The organism is Desertivirga brevis (assembly GCF_017355835.1).
Window position 1 is genome coordinate 1 of sequence record NZ_JAFEWF010000002.1, and the last position, 20,435, is coordinate 20,435.

The following is a 20,435-nucleotide window of genomic DNA, read 5'->3' on the forward strand; positions in this document are numbered from 1 at the left end:
CTCCCCAATCGCGTTCGACTTGCATGTATTAGGCCTGCCGCTAGCGTTCATCCTGAGCCAGGATCAAACTCTCCATTGTAATGAATGTTTGTTTCTCTGACCCTATTATATCTCAAATAGAATCGTTTGATGTCAGATTGCTCTGACTAATTTTGTCTATCCGAGGGAATTGATTTTGGATAAATTTTCTAACGAAAAGTTTCCTTCCCGTTATGCTACATGATTATTTCTTTTTAAGAACTTTTGCGCCTCTCCATCTCGGTTCGGCTTTATTTCAATTGATTTCACCGATTTGACCTGGCGATTTCACTGATTTTACTTTTTCAACTTTCGCTTTCTGCGTTGCGCTTCGGCGACCCTTTTGGTTTGGGACTGCAAAGATGAGAAGTTTTTTGTTTCTCTGCAAATTTATTTGAAGATTTTTTTTCTTCGTTTAAACTTGCTCTCTGCTGGTTTTCAGTATCGTTAAAGCGTTTTGCTTTTGCTTTCAAACCTTCCCGTTTCGGGACTGCAAAGGTGAGAATCTTTTTTTAATCTGGCAAGAACAATTTTAAAATTCTTTTTGCCTTCTTTTTTCTCTCTTCTTTCAACTCCGGTAAGCCTTGCGCTCTTCCGTTTTTCCCAGCCCTGTTCGTTTTGGGACTGCAAAGGTTGGAGTTTTTTCTTTAGCCGTCAAGCTGTTTTTTAAAATAGTTTAAAACAAGTTGATGATCTGCGTGTTAGTGTTGGTTTTCCCCCCATCAGATCTCTCATTCCTGTAAAACCTATTCCTAAACGAGGGGATTTTGTCCTTTAGTATCATGGATCTTCATTTTTTCTTATTGTTGTTGTTACTACTTATTTAGTGCTTTCCATCGGACTATCTATGCTTTATCTGTGCTTCATCTATGCTCCATCTATGCACTATCTATGCTTTTGCTACTTATGAGATATATCTTAATAGGAGGCAAAGCAGTATCAAATCCACTAATTGGTACACTTGATACCTAATCTTTTCAAACGAAGAGTAGAATACCGCGTATCTCTCGCAGCTATCATCAATACTTAAATACCCTTTATAGGTATGTCACCTAATAGGACTGCCTAACTATATTAAGTACAATAACCAGAATAGAGCTTTATCCCAGGAAGAACCTTCTTTACTAACAACACTAAATTCCATAAACAAAAAAACCGGAAAAGCGAAGATTTATTTCACTTTTCCGGTCTGGTAGCCCCGGCGGGAATCGAACCCACATCTAGAGTTTAGGAAACGCCTATTCTATCCGTTGAACTACAGGGCCATCTGATTACGAATGAGTGATTTCGGATTTACGATTTAACCTTAACACCTATCGCTTATCGAGATTGCAAATGTGCAGAAATTTTAATTAAAGTTCTAAATCAATTTGCACTTAAAATCAATTTACCTCACTACAGAACCATTTCCTACAGTGGCAGAAGGGGATACAAAACTCAACTTCCCATCCACATCCTCAGCCATTAAGATCATTCCCTGCGATAAAATCCCTTTAATTTCTCTTGGTTCCAGATTAACTAAGATGCTAACTTGTTTACCAATAATCGCTTCCGGCTCAAAAAACTCAGCGATACCTGATACAACAGTCCGCTGATCTATCCCCGTATCTATTTTAAGCTTTAATAATTTTTTAGTCTTAGCCACTTTTTCTGCTTCCAGGATTGTTCCTACACGAATATCCATGGTAGAAAAGGTTTCGTAGCTAATATTTTCTTTTGCAGGAACCACTTCAACCGGCTTAGCTGCTGCAGTTTCTTCTGCTTTCTTAGCTAATTTCTGAAGCTGCTTTTCAATAACATCATCTTCCACCTTCTCAAAAAGTAGTGAAGCGGCATTTAACTGGTGACCATTCCCGAACTTAATCTCTTCGTCATAGAACAGAACTTTTTTATCAAGGTTCAGCATGCCAAATACCTTTTTAGATGCATTTGGCAAGAAAGGCTGCATTAGTCGCCCCAGATGTCCTATTAGATACAAACAGTTCTCTAAAACCTCGCGCGTACCTTCCTCATCAGTTTTGAAGGTCTTCCAAGGCTCTTTCTCTGTCAGATATTTGTTCCCGGTACGGGCCAGATCTATTAAAGAAGCTAATGCTTGTCTAAACTTATAAGTCTCGATGCTTTCCTCTATATCACTATAGGCTTTGATTACTTCGGCATTCAGATCTCTATCATTTAATCCAGCTCCGGAAAGCTTTCCTTCATAATACTTGTGCATCAGGATCATCACCCTATTCACAAAGTTTCCAAGGATAGCAACGAGCTCATTATTCACCCTTGCCTGGTAATCCTTCCAGGTGAACTCACTATCAGAAGTTTCCGGAAGAATTGAAGTAAGAACATAGCGTAATTCATCCTGTTTCCCGTGGAACTCCTCCAGGTACTCATGCAACCAAACAGCGTGATTTCTTGAAGTAGATAACTTATCTCCCTCCAGGTTCAGGAACTCATTCGCTGGAACATTCTGTGGTAATACATACTCACCATGCGCATGAAGAATAGAAGGGAACGTGATACAATGGAACACGATGTTATCCTTACCAATAAAATGAATCAGGCAGGTTTCGTCCTCTTCATTCTGCTGCTTCTTCCAATAGAGTTGCCAGTCCTTACCGTTATCTTCCGCCCACTGTTTGGTGGCAGAAATATATCCGATGGGAGCATCCATCCATACATATAGCTTTTTACCTTTCGCTTCTTCCAAAGGAACATCAATACCCCAATCGAGGTCACGAGTCATAGATCGAGGCTGAAGACCTGATTTAAGCCAGGAGCTGCACTGCCCGTAAACATTCGTTTTCCACTTATTCTTCTTCCCTTCAAGCAACCATTCCTCCAACCATGGCTGATATTTATCTAATGGCAGGTACCAGTGTTTAGTTGTTTTTAAAACAGGAGGCTTGCCACTTAAGGTTGATTTTGGATTAATAAGATCGGTTGGATTCAGAGAAGTTCCACATTTTTCACATTGATCCCCGTAAGCCCCGTCACTCTTACAATTTGGGCAAGTTCCTACAATATAACGGTCTGCCAAAAATTGGTCGAACTCCTCATCATAGTACTGCTCAGACTCCTTCTCAACGAATTCTCCTTTCTCATAAAGATTCAGAAAGAACTCCTTAGACAGATCATGATGAACCGGAGACGAAGTGCGGTGATAAATATTAAAAGCTATACCGAACTCCTCAAAGCTCTTTTTAATAATAGTATGGTACTTATCAATGATCTCCTGAGGTGTTGTACCTTCTTTCTTCGCTTTAATTGTAATTGCAGCTCCATGCTCGTCAGATCCACAGATGTAAACGACATCTTTCTTTTTAAGTCGCAGATGGCGAACGAAGGTATCAGCAGGAATATAAGCTCCGGCCAAATGGCCGATATGAAGAGGCCCATTTGCATAAGGCAAAGCAGAGGTAACAGTATATCTTTTAAATCTATCTAATTCCGACATTGAATTCTATTTAAAAAAAGCAAAGATACTATTTGAAGCCAACAAGTGCTCAAACTATAGAGTTTTCTGTAAAGTCTGTATGTGTTGGACCTAAGGAACCGGGAATGGGCGAATTGTAACGACATCCAATTAATAGATATCCAGGTGTAGGTAGCACAAGTTTTTCTAACTTTAGTACCTTTAACCGGTTACGAACAAAAGCGATATTGAACTAAGGTTCTCATCTGCATAATGCTAAACTTAATGCTATGCTATCCACATTAAACACCCCTCCATACTTAAAGAAAGGCGATAAGATCGCCATTACCTGTCCTGCTAAAAAACTTCCTCATGATATCCACTCTGCTATTGCCTTATTAGAAAGTTGGGGCTTGGAGGTTGTTCTTGGTGAAACCGTGTATGCATCTCACTATCAATTTGCAGGCGATGATCAGTTACGCACGAAAGATTTGCAACGGTTTCTTGATGATGCCGAAATAAAAGCGATTGTTGCAGCTCGTGGCGGGTATGGAACCATTAGAATTATTGATCAGGTTGACTTCTCTTTGTTCAGCCAAAATCCAAAATGGCTTATCGGCTTCAGCGATATCACTGTCCTGCATAGCCATATACACAACCTTAATATTCCTACTATTCACGGCCAAATGCCTTTAAATGTTCCCGATGCAACCAAACCATCCCTCGAGTCTCTTCGGAAAGCCTTGTTCGGAGAATCTTTGGAATACTTATTGGATCCTAATACCTATAATACTTTAGGTGAAGTCACAGCTCCTTTAATCGGAGGAAACTTATCACTACTTGTAATGATGATGGGTTCAGTGTCGGAGATGGATTTTAAAGGCAAAATACTCTTTATAGAAGACGTGGGGGAATATTTATATGCAGTGGATCGTATGATGTGGAATTTGAGAAGATCTGGAAAACTAGAAGGGTTAGCAGGATTAATAGTAGGAGGTTTTACCGGTATCAAAGATAACGATGATCCATTTGGACAAAACGTGGAAGAAATTATACTAAACGTTGCCCAAGAGTATCATTACCCCATTTGCTTCGGATTCCCAGCTGGCCATCTTTCTGATAATCACGCAATTATTTTCGGAAAAAATGTATATTTAAATGTCTCTGCTGAAAGTGTTCAGCTGAGGTTCTGAGTTTAGACCTAATTTCCTCGTATCGAAAATTTATATTCTAATGCGCATTATTTCCGCTATTGTGGTATTAGTTGCAACTGCATTTTCATGCAGCGCCCAAACTCTAAAAATTACTAAGAGTGCAGGGGATTTGAGTCATGCAATCCTTATCCATCCTAATATAAACTATTCCTTTACCAACTCCCCTTTAGGTTATGGTTCAATTCAGGAATTTCCTAAAAATGCCTATAGAGCTTCCTTTGTATTTAAAGAAGAGAAGAACACTGTATGGTTTATAATGCCAATTGGCGCCAATGGATGTCTGACTTTTGAAATATCACCTAAGAGTGAAGGGGACGATTTCGACTGGATGATCTATAAGTATTCCCATAAGTTAGCTAAGGAAATTACGAAAGACATCGCCCGACCAGTAAGATCAAATATCTCCAGAACAGACCCCGCTGTGTCTGGCAAAACAGGAATGAAAGAGGGCTATCAAAACTCCTACGCAGTACCTGGGCCAGGAAGAAGTTTCTCGAAACCATTGGATGTTAAAAAAGGAGATACGCTTGCCTTTGTTATCGACAACATTTATCACAACGGCAGTGGCTTTTCCTTCAAGAGTTCACTATCCAACCAGATCCCTTTAACTGCTAAATTAAGCGGCAAGATAATTAGCAGTAGTACAAAGAAGCCTTTGGCTGGAAAGGTTATTTGCGAGGATGACTCTACAGGTATCCAACTAAGTGAAACAGTAGCAAACTCCTCCGGGAACTATATTATATCAGTGCCAATAAACAGGCCAATAAATATTATTGCCAAACACGGCGGCTATTTATTTGCAACAGAAGATGTTGAGTTAAATCAAAAGATAGATACAGTTAACTTTAATCTTGATCCGGTAATTGCTGGTAACAAAGCAATATTATTCAATATACATTTTGCCCCAAATAAAGATCTCATTTTACCAAATTCCTATCCAGATATAAGTCGTTTAATTGAGTTTCTAAAAGCCTATCCGGATTATGACATTCGCATCATAGGGCATACGAACAGTAATCCTTTTACCGAGCAGGGCTATTTGCAACGACTATCCTTCTTTAGGGCTACCGCCGTTAAAAAGCGTCTGATTGCAAGTGGAATTAAAGAAGATCGCTTGTCTTGTATGGGTAAAGGAGGAAAACAACCGCTAACTACTTCAAAAGTTCAAAAGGAGGCAATGAAGAATTTAAGGGTGGAGATTGAATTGCAGTCGAGGGAAGAGGAAGAGGTAGTTCAAAAATAGAAAGAGGATGGGCGTGAGCTCCATCCTCTTCTTTACATCTTAATTAGTAGCCCACCAAACAGGAACATTAAGTTCTATAATAGGAGCATTGGGATTATTTTGTCTCTCTGTTTGAGGCGTTGGGAACCTTACAGGAATATACTCGCGAATAGCTCCAGCAGCTCCTGGTCGAGGAGTTAAACTTGGAATACCCGTCCTTCTATAATCATTATAAGCCTCTAACTGCCCAAACATTGCCTTCCACTTTTCAGTCATTACGTTCTGCAAATTTGCAGTCGATGCTGTATAAGTAGCAATTGAAGAGCCATTATTCGCGCCTTTTGTAACATAATTTACAGATGCCCTGATAGCTTCATTCAATGCACCAGAAGCATCTTGGCCAAGTCTCACCTTAGCTTCAGCCTCAAGGAATTTTGCCTCATAATAAGTCAGAATAGGATAGTTCTGGTCAACTTTGAAGAACTTGCCTATAGTAGAAGCATTTGTGTTGATTTGCTCATCGGCAAGATTTCCACCGACGTATCCACCTCCCTTTGCTTCAGATACAAAAAAGCTTAGCCTTGGATCCGAATTTGATTGCATTGAACTAATAAAAACCTGGTTAACGACGAGATTACCAGCCCTTTGATTCTGAAATGCACCCCATTGGTTCAAACTCTCGCTACTATGTTTTGCTTCAAGGTTCTCGTCCATAGCAGCAAACCCTTTCGATAGATAGGTCAATACATTTGTCGCGGACCCAGTTGGATTTTTCTTTGAAAGCCTGTTTGCATATCTCGCTTTCAATGTCCATGCTGCCTTAGTCCAAAGTTCTGTATCCCCTTCAAAAATAATGTCGTCAGAGCCCGGAGTTATAACATTCGCACTCTCCGGCTGAGCTAAATCTGATATGGCATTATCAAGAAGCGACTGGATTGAATTAAGAATGTCTTCCTGCCGATCGTATTTAGCAGTAAAATTGCCAGTCATGCCTTGCAATGCTTCTGAGTAGGGAACATCTCCCCAAAGGTCAGTAGCAATACCTAAGTTTAAAGCCATTAAAATCCTGGCTATTCCGGCATAATGTGGATTAGCTTCTGAGGTAGACTCCATAAGCAGTTTCGCGTTCATGAGCGTGCCAGAATACAGCCCTTCCCATTGATTATTAAAATCTCCTTCAGTTATATCATAATTTTGATATGCTTGATATTGGGCTGTAGCACCTGCCGTATGTTGAACGAGGGTAGAAGCAAGCCTTGCTAATTCACCTTCAGCATTTTGAAATGTATTTACTTCTAATGCTGTTAACATTACTGCGGGAGTAGGATTAGACGCTTCATTAGGACTAATGTATAACTCGTCTCCCTTTCTACAGGCACTAAAAATAAATAGTGCGAGCAGGATTACTATATATTTATTTTTCATTTATTTTCTTATTAAAATCCAACTCTTAAATTAAAAATTACAGATCTAGTACTTGGGTTATTGAAATAATCTAAGCCAGAAAGGTTCTGATCTGAACCGGTCAAACTAGTTTCAGGATCTACGCCCTTGTAATCTGTGAATAACAAAACATTTCGAAGGTTAGCCCCTAATTCTACATATTGAACTGAAGCCCGACTTAAAATCTTTGGAGCGTTAAATCTGTATGAAAGATTCACGCTACGAAGTCTAACCCATGAACCATCCTGAACTGATAATTCATTTGACTGTCCGCCACCGCCTAAATAGTTCGAAAAATATTGAAAACCAGTCAATTGGGTTGTATTTGGCTGACCAGCGTTAGCTCCACTAGCGTAAACGCCTGGGATAATGTATGTCTGATCTCTAGCCTCAGATTCCTTTGTTCTTCCTCTAAAGTTAAGGTTTTGCCATGTACCATTCCATATATCACCACCTTTCCTTATATCCCAAAGAAATGAGAAAGACACGTTTTTGTAGCTAAATGTATTATTGATGTTCATTAACCAATCTGGTAATGGATTACCAACTTCACTTTGAGTAGCTTCCTTTAAGGGAAGACCTGATGAAGGACTTATTAAAAGGTTGCCGCTTTCATCTCTTTGGAACTTGGACATATAGAATACGCCGAACGGCTTTCCAACTATAGCGAATGACTGTGGGTCTGAAAATCCGCTTCCTACCTGTAATTCAGTCACGCCAGGCGCGAGCTCTAATACCTCATTTTTATTTTTAGACCAATTTACTACGGCATTCCAGTTGAAGTCTTTAGTTTTTATTACATCACCACTTAATCCAATTTCAAGTCCCTGGTTTCTAATCTTGCCTATATTATTGTACTTATAAGCAAACCCTGAACTAGAAGCAACAGGCTGCGACAAAAGCAGGTCTTTAGAGGTTTGGTTGTAATAGGTAAGATCTAAACCAATTCGCTCATTGAGGAACTTCATTTCTAAGCCAGCTTCCTTTCCAATATTCCTTTCAGGTACAAGACCAAAACCACTGATTACATTTGAGATCGCAAATCCAGTTTGCCCAAAGTAAGGGAAACTGAAACCATTCGTCATACCATCCGCGATTGTAGGAGTACTATAGTACGTTCTATCAGCATATACAGATGGAGAAATACCGACATTAGAATAAGCGAACCTTACTTTCCCGTAGGATACAATATCCCTGTTTTTTAATAAGTGAGAAAATACATAGGATAAGTCCGCCTTAGGATAAAAGAAACCATCACTGTTCTTGCCAAACGTAGAAGACCATTCATTTCTTCCTGTTAAAGTAAGAAATAATAGATTCTTATAATCTAAAGTAACATCAGCCAAAAGCGCTCTGCTCCGTTGGTAATTATCCCTATTACTTACGTATAACTCACTAAAGTTGGAGAAGTTATAAAAGTTGGGAATTGAGATGTTCCTTCCTCGTTGAAATGAAGACTGGAATTGGGAATAATTAATATTTCCTCCTAGCAAACCACTTACTCTGAAATTATTATTACCGAATTTCTTGTCAAATTTCAGTAGTAGATCGGAATAGAGGTTTCTAAAAGTAACATTCGTTCTATTAACCTGTCCGGAGCCATCTCCGTAATCATTTCCTCTCGATGAAAAGGCGTAAATTTGGTCCCCTAATGTACCATAAGCATCTGACCCTACTTTTAATGATAGCGTAAATACATCACTTATCTTCGCATCTCCATAAACATTCCCAAATACCCTATTCGTTTCATCTTTATAAGGGTTCCGATATGAGGAAAATAATGGATTATCATAATTAGCGAAATAATTATTGTTTGTGCCATCAGGATTTTGGTAATTGTTAATATCAAAACCAATAGGCATCCGCAATAACGGAAGCATTACACCTGATAAATTTGAACCATTTTGAGATCTATTAGCAATCGAACTGGTAAAGTTCACCGTTCCCCCTACCTTAATCCGGGAACTCAACTCTGAATCTCCTGTTAAACGTAATGAGTATCTGTCGAACTTTGAATTTGGAATAATCCCCTCCATGTTCGTACTTCCAAATGACAACCTAAAGGTAGTCTTTTCGTTGCCTCCGTTAAGCGAGATATTATTGTTATAAGAGGTTCCTGTTTTGAAGAAAGCATCTAAATTATCAAAAGTAGGTGCTCCTGTCGCTAATAAATCGGGCCCCCAGCTATTTGGAGTAGTATTAGCAAAAGCTCCGTTAGCTCCTTGCCCATACCTTTCCTGTAACTCAGGCAACTTATTAACGTTCTGAAGCTCAACTGAGCTACTAAAAGTTATTCCAACTCCCTTTCTAGCTTTTCCTCTTTTGGTAGTGTAAATAATAGCTCCGTTACCAGCTGCTTGTCCATAAAGGGCTGCTGCTGCAGGGCCTTTTAATATGCTAACAGATTCGATATCTTCGGGATTGATGTCAATTGCCCTGTTAGAGAGTTGTACTCCATACAAGTTACCATTATAAGGATCATCACCTGCTGTTTCGTTATTTACGTCGTTGTTTACAGGAACGCCGTCAATAACAATTAAAGGTTGATTATCACCAGAAAATGTAGCAGGACCTCTAAGTACAATTTTCGAAGATGCACCAGGTGTACCAGAAGAAGAAGTAACCTGAACCCCAGTAGCTTTTGCTGCTAAGCCTTGAATTACATTTTGCTCGCCTGACTTAGTCAGCTCTTCTCCCGAAACCTTAGAGACAGAATATCCAATTGAACGTTCAGCACGAGTAACACCCAAAGCTGTTACAACAACTTCGCCAAGTTGTGTTGCATCTGTTCCTAATGCAACATCTACCACCGTTCTTGTTCCAGTATTTACTTCCTGATTGGAATAGCCGATGTAGCTAAAAACGATGACAGTATTATCCCCGGGAATTCTTAGGGTATACTTACCGTTTGCATTTGTTTGTGTTCCTGTTGTACCACCCTTCACCCTTATACTCACTCCGGGTAACGGTAGCCCGTCACCTTTGTCCGTTACTGTACCGGTAATGGTACGCTCTTGCGCAATTACGTTAGTAATAAATAGCAGCAAGAGAAAGAAACTAAATAGATTTTTTCTCATACTCTCTTTTTAAATTAATGATCGAATTATAAATATATGCTATAAAATATAAAACTGGAAAATATTTTATATTTTTTTTACTAATATCTCAAAGGTTAACAAACTTTAGTATGAACTACATAAGATATAGTTAAAGAATGTGAACTATTTCTCAAAGGTTTCCCTTATTTCAGTAACAAAAAATGATTAAACGCACTAATTTTTCTATTTCTTATAGATTCAGCCGGCAAAAAAGGTTTTTTTTGTAATTATTAAGTCACTTGTTTGATCAGAATAGGCCTTGTATCTTAACTATACAACTTTAACACACCTTAAAGGTTTTCGGTTTTAAGTAATTTGCTAATTGAACAGGTTAAGGGGAAGGAGCTAAATCAAAGGACTTTTTTTAATAAAATAGGATAAATAAAGCGAAGCTACTTTTATGCCCTTCCTTGCCATTACAAACAGATAGGACTGGCAGAAATAAAAAAAGCCCTCACCATAAGTAAGGGCCTCTTAATCTCGCTATTAAAGTTTATCTATAAATAGGGTTTTGAACCATATTCTCATTAGCTCTAAGCTCAAAACCTGGGATGGGAAGATAATACTCACGATCCGTAGCTTTTAGAACCTTTCTCGAACCTCCCGCATCATCTGGAGCCTGAATGCTTCTATCAATATCCTTTGCTCGTCTTCTTAAGTCGAAATACCGGTGCCCTTCGAAGGCTAATTCCCTGAAACGCTCCAAATAGATCTCCTCAATAAGATTATCTTTAGACGTATAGCTTGTAGGCGAATAATTTTCGATCCTTGCACTTCGTAATGTATTAAGATCATTATTTGCTAAAGTAATACCACCCGAACCGCTTGAGCTCTCTGCATAAGCTTCTGCCCGTATCAAATACATTTCTGCCACCCTCAGCAACTTCAAATCGGCAAGACCAACAGTGGTTGTATTATAAGCGTATTTATTAACCAGATAAGGCGTTTTATTAGCCCCACGTGTATTGTCAATTTTGATATAGGAACCGAAGCGAACATCAGCAGCCTGGTCAAAGGAATTAATAAGTTTGGGTGAAGCAGCATATTCAACTACCCCAGCAGAAGTTCTGTAAAATGAACCTATACGATCATTGTCGATATCTTTTTTAAGTTTCCAGATTACCTCAGCATTATTTGCATCAGTCCAAATTCCTGGGAATTGTGCCCGGGTAGACAGAGGAACGGCATTAATCACTTCAGTTGCGGCCACAGCAGCACTGTCCCATTTTTTTTCGTATAAGAACACACGCGCCTTTATTGCATATACAGCAACCCGGGATAAGCGTGTTACATCAGTAATGGTAGACGCAGGATAAAGATTTCGTGCAGCTTCAAGATCACCTTCAATTTTGTCGAAACTCTGTTTAACTGTTAGACGAGAAGGTTTTACCGCCCCTGGTGCATCGTTTACCATTTCCATGTAAGGTATTCCAAGAGCCTGGGGTTCGTAACTTTCAGCATAGCTCTTTAACACACGGAAATGGCAAAAAGCCCGTATGGTTAAAAGTTCAGCTTTCAATCTGCTTTTCCGTAGGATTTCATCATTGGTTACCGTTGGCACCCCATCAATAACACGAAGTATTCTATTAGCACGATCAATCACAGCATAGTTGGACCCTGTGAAAACAACTGGATTAGTAGGAGTAAGGGAGCTTCCCCAGTTTGCCCAGGTGTTTTGCTCGTCAGGATGAAGTAGCCACTTATACATATTTACACCATTCCCGGAGACATTCTCCGTGGGCAAATAATTCTCATCCGACATCAAGGAGCTAATAATAATATCAGCATTACCGACCGTCCTATGCTGAACATTAGTATTTCCCATCGCGCCATATACTCCTGAAACTGCCTGTTCTAAATCAGACATATTTTGAATGGCGACATTTGCCACAATGGTATCAGTAGGTAAGATATCTAAGGTTTTATTACATGCCGAGGCTGTAAGTAATACCGCACCTGCAATCATGTTTTTTATGTATCTGTTAATCATACCGTCTATTAAAAATTAACGTTCAGTCCAAGTGAAAAAGTGCGGGCTGTTGGATATTCAAACATGGATATATTATTATTGTCCTCTGGATCGAAGCCGGTCCATTTCGTCCATGTGTACAGGTTCTGTCCCTGCAAATACACCATTGCATTCCTTACCCTCAATTTTGAACTTAAATTCCGAGGGATCGTATAACCAAGAGTCAAATTTCGAAAACGAATGTAGGATGCATCTTCAATATCTTTGGAGGATAATCTCCGTGCGCTATTTCTATCATATCGCTGTATATCCGTTATATCCCCCGGGTTTCTCCATCTTCTTAAAATAGCAGTTGATTTGTTTGAGGTCGCAAACGAAGGGCTCTCATTATAAAGCGGCTCGTTATTTAATCGGTAATAACCATTTACAAAAGAAAACAAGGCATTTAACGAGAAATCTTTGTATTTAATATTTGAAGTAAAACCACCAACAAAAGGAGGGATGTAAGAACCAAAACCAGTCACGTTCTGATTAGCTGGATCGTACGTATTTGTAATAGTTCCATCTCTATTAAAATACATTGCGTCGCCAGTTTGCATAAAGACTCCCGCCCATTTCACGGCATATTGTGTACCGAAGGGAAGACCTTCACGAACAATAGTAGTTCCAACAATAAAATCACTAAGTTGACCCAGATCAAGTACTTTATTTTTATTGTAATTAAAGTTAGCACCTATCCTTAGGAAGAAGTCTTTCTTACTCACAATGTCACCGAACAATTCACCTTCTATTCCTCTATTCCTCATTTTACCAGCATTTATCCTTGATGTAATAAAGCCTGAGGTGGAAGACAGGGGTTGATCAATAAATAAGTTTGAAGAGGTTTTATTATACCAGTCGAACGACCCGTAGATCCGGTTTTTAAGTAGAGAAAAATCTGTCCCAAAATTTAGTTGATGTGTAATTTCCCAGTTATAATCAGAGTTACCCGGCGAATTAGCTACAATTCCTGTTGCCCCGCTATACTTAGTTGTCTCATAGGTAGAAAAGGCATTAAAATTTCCCGGGAACTGAGAACCTGTTTTACCATAACTACCACGGAATTTCAACCCATCTAAAAAATAAATGTCCTTTAAAAATTCTTCTTCTTTTGCATTCCAACTTAATCCAGCCGAATAGAAACCTGTCCATCTATTATCTCTTCCCACTACAGAAGATCCATCATATCGGTAATTAACATTTATAGAATATCTCTTATCATAATTATAGGTAGCAAGACCAATTAATGAAACTAGCGCACTCTGGGTTCTGCTACCTGTAGCCATAGAGGGCGCCGTTGTAGAATTAGGAATTCCTGCGGGCGACCCAAGTAATTTAGGGTTAATGCCATTACCTACGAAGGTGGTCGATTTATACTTTAGACGATTAAGCTCAAATAGTCCTTTTAAGTCTAGTTGGTGTTTATCGGCCCAGCTTTTTTTATAATTAATTCCAGAAGTCGAGACATATTGTAAATTCCTATTTACCACTTCCGTATAAGAACCAAGTTTTGCTTGAGAAGTGGGTACAGTTCTGGTCAACAGAGTTCTGATATAATCCAAATCACGAAAGTCTACACCAAAGGTTGTGGTAGCGTAAAGATCATCTGTTAATTTATACTGAAGCTTTGTGGTAAACATTGCTTTAATAAGGTCACTTGCACTTGTTGCGTCTAGCATTCGCTCAATAGCAGAAGACCCTTCGCGCTGATCTAAAATTGGATTAGGAGCCGAACCAGCGTTCCCAGGATGATAAAGCACACCATTAATATAGGGTTGTTCGTAAGGAAGCGCATAATAAACCGAAGCAAAAGGATTAAAGGAAGAAGAATTATTTTCATTCTCAATTCCGCTTGTCCTTGAATATCCTAAACCAAGACTTACATTAGCAGAAAATCTTTTTTCGGTAAAATCAAGGTTAGTACGAAAAGCATAACGCTTCATATAAGATTCTTCAGCGATTCCATCTTGATCGAAATACTCTCCAGAACTGAAAAACCTAATTTTATCAGTACCTCCTGAAGCACTCACATTATGGCGTTGATACTTACCGTTCCTGAAAAAAACATCCCGCCAATCAGTATTAATATTCCTTAAACTATCAAGGATCCGCGCATTGACAGCCTTTGCGGCATCAGAAAGATTCAAATTTGCAGGATTTCTATCTGAAAAGTTCCAACCAGGTACACTTACGCTTCTCCAGGTATCCGGCGATTCAATACCAACCTCTTCTTCAAATTGAAGACGCTGCGCTGAAGTCATCATACTATAATTATCATTATTCTTCACACTCACCCCCAGCTGAGAATTATAGTTGAACTTCAAAGGGCCAACGGCTCCACGCTTGGTAGTCACAACTACCACACCATTTGAACCTCTGGATCCATAAAGAGCAGTAGCCGCAGCATCTTTAAGAACAGTTACGGATTGTATATCGGCCGAATTAATGGCATAAACAATAGTACTTTCTGTAGGAACATCATCGACAATAAACAAAGGGTTAGTAGATCCATTAATGGTGCTGACACCTCTCACAATTAATCTTGCAGCCGAGCCAGGTTGTCCCGAACCTGCAGTTACATAAACTCCGGAAGCTTGTCCCTGTAATGCGTGCTCAAAAGACCCTACAGGCACCTGGTTAATTTGTTGTGCAGTAAGTACGGCGGCTACCCCTGAAAATTGCTGACGCTTTTCCCTGCCGTAACCTGTAATGACCACTTCCTTTAAAGAGGCATCGTTAGGAATCAATCCAACTTTAATAGAGCTTTCTGATTCCCGCACTCTTACAGTCAAAGTTTGATAACCTACATAGGCAAACTCTAGTTCACTATTTCCGGCTATATCTACTTGAAAATTCCCGTCCGCATCTGTCTGCGTAACTGTTTTACTCCCCTTAACCTTAATACTCACTCCTGGTAAAACTTCATTGTTGTCATTTGAGATAACACTGCCTTTGATGTTTTTCTGCTGCCCGAAAGCAGAAATAACTATCAGTTGCACAAGAAGTAAACAGGATAAAAATTTGCCCATTTTTTATCTATGTGTTTAAAGTTATAAAAATGTACTCTTTATTCTACTCTCGCAAATTAAAGTTTCCTAAATTTTTGAAAAACAAAGCCACTTTCGTTTAGAAATATTAAAAAAATGCGAACCGATTGACATTTTAATTATAAAATTAAAAAAAATAACAAACAAGGTAGTATGCATTGCATAGTACAAGCTAAAACATATATCTTTGTATTGTTATGATAGTAGAAAATACACAAACCCAAATGCGAAAGGGGATACTTGAATATTGTATTCTATCAATTATATCAAGAGGAGAGATATACGCCTCTGATATAATATCCGAATTGAAAAAAGCACGACTGCTTGTTGTCGAAGGAACTCTATATCCATTGCTAACAAGGTTGAAAAACAATGGGCTTCTTTCTTACAACTGGATAGAATCTACCTCCGGGCCCCCAAGAAAATATTATACACTTACTGCAGCCGGCAAGGAAGTATTGACACAGCTAGACCACACCTGGACAGAACTTGTCTTTGCAGTTAACACTTCACTTGAAGGAAGGACACCCACATCATAAACCGCTAAACTTTTAAAATCATGAATAAGACTATCATCATCAACATAAATGGCATTGTTTTCCATATCGAGGAAGATGCTTACGAAGTATTAAAAAGCTATATGACGGAAGTAAAAAGGCATTTTGCCTATTCAGCCGATAGCGACGAGATTATCACTGATATAGAGAACCGGCTGGCAGAAATGTTTAACGAACGTCTTGCCTCGCCAAATAAGCAGGTTATTGTATTGCAGGATGTGGAGGAGGTTGTTGCTGTTATGGGTTCGGTTAACGACTTTGATTATCCCACAGAGGATCGCAATAGCGCAAATACCTCAGGAAGCTCTGAAAAACGTCTTCTTCGTGATGCCGATGACAAACAGATCGCCGGCGTATGCTCTGGTCTTGGCCATTACCTGGATATCGAAGCTAAGTGGATTCGGTTGATTATGATCGTTTTGGCGCTAACCACCGGGACAACAATTATATTATACGCTATATTATGGGTTGTTGTACCAGAAGCTCGCACAAGACAGGAGAAAATGGCAATGAAAGGCGAGCCGATCAACTTACAAAGCTTTAAAAAAACCTTTGAAACGGAAGGTGAATACGAAAGAACTGCAGGACATTCAAGAAGCAGCGATTCTATATCAAATGTAATAGGCAGTATTGTCAATTTTATAGGAAGAGTAGTGAAAATCGTAGTGAAAACACTGGGACTATTCATTGCTATTGCCGGATCAATGGCACTTATTGCACTTATAGGAGCACTGATCTTTGGGATAGGCTTCTTCAAAGACGGGGAAGCTTATAACTTCATCATCAATACTGTTAGTCCCAGGTACCAATCAGAAGTGCTTTTCAGCGCATTTATACTCTTGGCAATCCCACTCGTAGCTTTAATATCATTTGCTATCAGGGTAATATTTAACTACAGGGTGATCTCAAGAACCGGAGCATTCGCAATGCTTATCCTATGGCTAACCGGTTTTGGAATGGCAGTATTTTATGGCTCTAAAATAGCGTCTGAGTTTAAGGTGGACGCAGGGATTGAACAGGAAGTTCAAATTTCAAAGCGTGCCACTTACCACATTAAACTTAATCGAAGCAGATCCCTTAGCAGGCAGGATAGCTTAAGTCTGGACCTTAATCAAAACTTTAAAGGTCAGATCATATCTGAAGACAACGAGGGCTTTGATAACCTCGATATTAATATTAGCATAGAAAAAAGCGATACTAGCTTTCCTTTAGTAATAAAGCAATTTAAGGCTAGAGGGAAAAATCTGGAAGCAGCATTGAAAAACGCTCAAGCTATAAGTTATAATATGCTAGAGCAAGATTCAATACTAATGTTCGACAAGCATTTTAAGATAAAAGATCAGGTACCGTTTCGTGCTCAGGAGCTTAACTTGATAGTGAAAATCCCTGTAGGAACAAGACTGGTCATTGAAAATGATGTAGCTCACCATATCAGGAATGGGAACGTGTGGGACTGCAAGGTCAAAGAAGATGACTGGTCAAGTCCTATGGACGTGATCATGACTGAAGACGGATTGAAATGTATTAAAGATCTTGATGATAATAAGGACCAGCAAGATTCGACACAGGTTGTTCAATAAAAAACTACTTGACTTTAGGGTGAGTAGAGAACAATGAGTATTTGTCGAAAACATCAGCTGAATTGCTGTTTCCTACTTTAGTCATCAATAAAACTACTCCAATAATGCCGAGTAAAATGTAAAAAGCTTTTTTCCAGTTCATGACAATAATTGTATGGTTTAAAAGGCTAATGCCTCCCAACTGAGAGATTATTCAGTTGGGATAAGATTAAGCCGATAGGTAGATGAGGGCAAAACGTTGATACAAATCTCAAGATAATTGGTCTACGGGTCAATTGGGAAAAGCACCCTTTTTTCAGTACGTGAAATACGAAAGTCAGGCTGACCAGAAAGGGATAACGCAACCCTAGTTAGGGTTAAAAAACTTCTTCAGACTTTCGCTATTGAAAAATATCTTTACACTTTCGTTAATCCCCAACAATTTTTATGGCAGAAAGAAAACCGGGAAGCCCTATTCCCGCCTCGCTTTATCAAGCGATGAAAGATGAGTATCAAAAGAAAAGGTTAAACCTGATTAAAGAACAACTCGGCATTGATGATACCAGAAAGATCTGGTTCTCAAAAAAAACAATTGATGAATTATTTAAAGCGGCAGGGGCCACAGAAGAAAATTCTGATAAATTTGGCCTCGAAATCCATTACGGCGTAGTACCAGAAGACAGGCAGGGAGTACCGATCCCCGACGAGTGTGTAGGATTACATAATGTGATTTTAACTGCAACAAATGATGATTCACTCCTGGGAGATGAGGATAAAGACATTGCGTATGACAATGGTACCATGTGTCCTCCCCTTTGTTAAGAGATTAAAATGCTAAAACAAATTTACCTTATCACAATTTTTTTAAGCACCTTAACCGGGCTGTACCACTATAGGCGATTTCCCTTATATCTTAAAGCTTTTGCCATACTTCTTGTCATAACTACAATTATTGAAATCATTGGCCATTTCACGAAGAACAATCTTTGGATGTTTAATCTCTTCGGGGTGGTAGAATTTTCGTTTATTCTTCTGATCTACAGGAGCCTCTTCATTTCATCAAAACTAAAAAAAGTATTACTTTCCTTTAGTATATTATCAACACTGGCATACTTAACCAACTGGCTATTTTTCCAGGGGCTCAACACGTTCAATAATTATAGCTTCGCCTTCTCCTGCGTTTTAGTAACTACTACAGTACTATTATACTATCATCAGTTACTAAATGATAACAATCCCGAACCCCTGGTGCGTGTCCCTATGTTCTGGATAAGTACAGGGATATTGTTATTCTACTCCTGCAATATCTTCTTTATGGGATTGCTGAACTACATAATGCAGGTAAGTATGAACCTAGCAATACAACTATACACCATTATTCATATTTTAAATATAATTATGTACAGCTTATATAGTATTGGATTTATATGCTCAGCGACATCTCGGAAATCACACTCGTAATTCTTGCAGGAACCTTCATTATGTTCCTGTTAGTATCAACTATTGTTTTCTTTGTGCTTTCCTATCAGAAGAGGTACCTTAAGCATCAACATGAGATTAAGGAGATGGAACAAGCATTTAATCAGGAACTCCTTAAATCTGAATTGGAGATCAAGGATCAGACGATGAATAATATCGCTGCCGAAATCCACGACCATATCGGCCAATTGCTCTCGGTGATCAAACTTAATCTTGCGTTAAATCCCGATCCAGAATTAAAGGAAACAAAAGACCTCGTTGCTCAAGTAATAAAAGACGTGCGGAGCTTAGCTCATAGCATGCACTCGGATGCCATTGGTGGAAAATCGATAGCAGAACTTATATCTAACGAGGTAGATCGGTTAAAAAAAAGCACTCCTTTACTCTTCCATTACCAACAGCAAGGAGAGTCTCATACCTTTGATCCTCAAACAGAAATTTTCCTTTTCAGGATATTCCAAGAATGCGTAAATAATGTTTTAAAGCATGCTGACGCAAAAAATGTTTTTGTCGAATTGATTTATGGACTATCTTTATTAACTATTAGTATCAATGACGACGGAAAAGGCTTCGAAACTGAAACGCTAAAAGAGGGCCTTGGATTACGGAGTATTAACTATAGAGCAAAACTGATAGGGGCAAAACTAGATGTTACAAGCTCTACTGGATCGGGTACTAAAGTTAGATTAGAGATTCAAACCGACAAAAAAATTCTAAATGCCAATTAAGGTTGCACTTGTAGATGATCATAACCTGTTTAGAAGTGGGATCAAAAGCCTGATTAAACATTTTAAAGAATATGAGATAATCCTTGAAGCAAGTAATGGCGACGAGTTTATCAAAAAAATAACATCGGGAGAAAAACCTGAAGTTTTGCTTCTTGATCTTAGTATGCCTGTAATGGATGGCGTCAGTACAGCTAAGTGGCTTCATACCTTCGAGCCAGGGATAAAGACTGTAATTTTGTCCATGGCTGAGGATGAAAAAACAGTTCTAACGCTATTAAAGCTTGGCATAAAGGGATATCTTTTGAAAGATAGTGAACCTGAAGAGTTTAAAGCTGCACTTGATACCGTTGCTGCTGGTAAATACTACTATCCTCAATTTGTCACCGAGCATATGATGAAACAGCTTCAGAAACCGGAAGCTGAAGTCGCCTCAACAAAAACGGAACTTAACCAACGCGAGCTGGAGTTCCTTAAATATATTGCCACCGAACTCACCTATAAAGAAATTGCAGACGAAATGTCTGTAAGTGTGAGAACTATCGACAATTACCGTGACAGCTTATTCGAGAAATTACAGGTAAAAAGCCGAGTAGGGCTTGCTTTATACGCCGTAAAAAACAATCTCGCGTAATTGCATATTGCTAATAAATTTA

13 protein-coding genes, 1 tRNA gene and 1 rRNA gene are annotated in these 20,435 nt (G+C 38.9%); 7 read left to right on the plus strand and 8 right to left on the minus strand.

The window, feature by feature from the left end; genetic code table 11:
* From J4N25_RS07880 to metG, 3 genes are all read right to left on the minus strand, one after another.
* Positions 1 to 79 (minus strand): 16S ribosomal RNA (locus J4N25_RS07880); the annotation flags it as partial.
* Positions 80 to 1,208: 1,129 nt separating this feature from the next.
* Positions 1,209 to 1,283 (minus strand) — tRNA-Arg (locus J4N25_RS07885).
* 122 nt (positions 1,284 to 1,405) lie between these two features.
* A complete protein-coding gene (gene metG / locus J4N25_RS07890) occupies positions 1,406 to 3,469 on the minus strand; it encodes a methionine--tRNA ligase (protein ID WP_207421651.1) in 2,064 nt (687 codons plus the stop codon).
* Positions 3,470 to 3,717: 248 nt separating this feature from the next.
* On the opposite strand from metG, the gene J4N25_RS07895 reads away from it, so the two are divergent.
* Together J4N25_RS07895 and J4N25_RS07900 are read left to right on the plus strand one after the other, a co-directional pair.
* Positions 3,718 to 4,620 carry a S66 peptidase family protein gene (locus J4N25_RS07895; RefSeq protein ID WP_207421652.1) on the plus strand — a complete coding sequence of 301 codons (903 nt, stop codon included), beginning with the start codon at positions 3,718 to 3,720 and terminating at the stop codon, positions 4,618 to 4,620.
* Between the two features lie 40 nt (positions 4,621 to 4,660).
* Positions 4,661 to 5,884 carry an OmpA family protein gene (locus tag J4N25_RS07900; protein WP_207421653.1) on the plus strand — a complete coding sequence of 408 codons (1,224 nt, stop codon included), beginning with the start codon at positions 4,661 to 4,663 and terminating at the stop codon, positions 5,882 to 5,884.
* Between the two features lie 39 nt (positions 5,885 to 5,923).
* Here J4N25_RS07900 and J4N25_RS07905 read toward each other — a convergent pair whose 3' ends face one another.
* The 4 genes from J4N25_RS07905 to J4N25_RS07920 all read right to left on the minus strand — a co-directional run bounded on the left by J4N25_RS07905 (position 5,924) and on the right by J4N25_RS07920 (position 15,441).
* Entirely contained in the window at positions 5,924 to 7,288 is a 1,365-nt protein-coding gene (locus J4N25_RS07905; protein ID WP_207421654.1) for a SusD/RagB family nutrient-binding outer membrane lipoprotein, read from the minus strand.
* Between the two features lie 11 nt (positions 7,289 to 7,299).
* Complete coding sequence (locus tag J4N25_RS07910; protein ID WP_207421655.1) at positions 7,300 to 10,383, minus strand: SusC/RagA family TonB-linked outer membrane protein; 3,084 nt, start codon at positions 10,381 to 10,383, stop codon at positions 7,300 to 7,302.
* A 514-nt stretch (positions 10,384 to 10,897) separates the two neighbouring features.
* Complete coding sequence (locus J4N25_RS07915; protein ID WP_207421656.1) at positions 10,898 to 12,394, minus strand: RagB/SusD family nutrient uptake outer membrane protein; 1,497 nt, start codon at positions 12,392 to 12,394, stop codon at positions 10,898 to 10,900.
* 8 nt (positions 12,395 to 12,402) lie between these two features.
* Positions 12,403 to 15,441: a SusC/RagA family TonB-linked outer membrane protein gene (locus J4N25_RS07920; protein WP_207421657.1), complete on the minus strand. Its 3,039-nt coding sequence runs from the start codon at positions 15,439 to 15,441 to the stop codon at positions 12,403 to 12,405.
* Between the two features lie 215 nt (positions 15,442 to 15,656).
* On the opposite strand from J4N25_RS07920, the gene J4N25_RS07925 reads away from it, so the two are divergent.
* Positions 15,657 to 15,998 (plus strand): PadR family transcriptional regulator, encoded by a 342-nt coding sequence (locus tag J4N25_RS07925; RefSeq protein WP_207421658.1) that lies wholly within the window; start codon positions 15,657 to 15,659, stop codon positions 15,996 to 15,998.
* A 20-nt stretch (positions 15,999 to 16,018) separates the two neighbouring features.
* The gene (locus tag J4N25_RS07930; RefSeq protein ID WP_242695833.1) at positions 16,019 to 17,596 is read left to right on the plus strand and encodes a PspC domain-containing protein; all 1,578 of its coding nucleotides are present in this window, start codon (positions 16,019 to 16,021) and stop codon (positions 17,594 to 17,596) included.
* A gap of 4 nt (positions 17,597 to 17,600) precedes the next feature.
* Here J4N25_RS07930 and J4N25_RS07935 read toward each other — a convergent pair whose 3' ends face one another.
* Positions 17,601 to 17,738: a hypothetical protein gene (locus J4N25_RS07935; protein WP_207421659.1), complete on the minus strand. Its 138-nt coding sequence runs from the start codon at positions 17,736 to 17,738 to the stop codon at positions 17,601 to 17,603.
* Between the two features lie 284 nt (positions 17,739 to 18,022).
* On the opposite strand from J4N25_RS07935, the gene J4N25_RS07940 reads away from it, so the two are divergent.
* The 3 genes from J4N25_RS07940 (at position 18,023) to J4N25_RS07950 (ending at position 20,413) form a co-directional block, all read left to right on the plus strand.
* On the plus strand, positions 18,023 to 18,397 hold the full coding sequence (locus J4N25_RS07940; protein WP_207421660.1) for a hypothetical protein: 375 nt from the start codon (positions 18,023 to 18,025) through the stop codon (positions 18,395 to 18,397).
* A 605-nt stretch (positions 18,398 to 19,002) separates the two neighbouring features.
* Positions 19,003 to 19,782 (plus strand): sensor histidine kinase, encoded by a 780-nt coding sequence (locus J4N25_RS07945; RefSeq protein ID WP_207421661.1) that lies wholly within the window; start codon positions 19,003 to 19,005, stop codon positions 19,780 to 19,782.
* Positions 19,772 to 20,413 (plus strand): response regulator, encoded by a 642-nt coding sequence (locus tag J4N25_RS07950; protein ID WP_207421662.1) that lies wholly within the window; start codon positions 19,772 to 19,774, stop codon positions 20,411 to 20,413. Before J4N25_RS07945 ends, J4N25_RS07950 begins: the two co-directional genes overlap by 11 nt.
* Positions 20,414 to 20,435 lie beyond the last annotated feature (22 nt).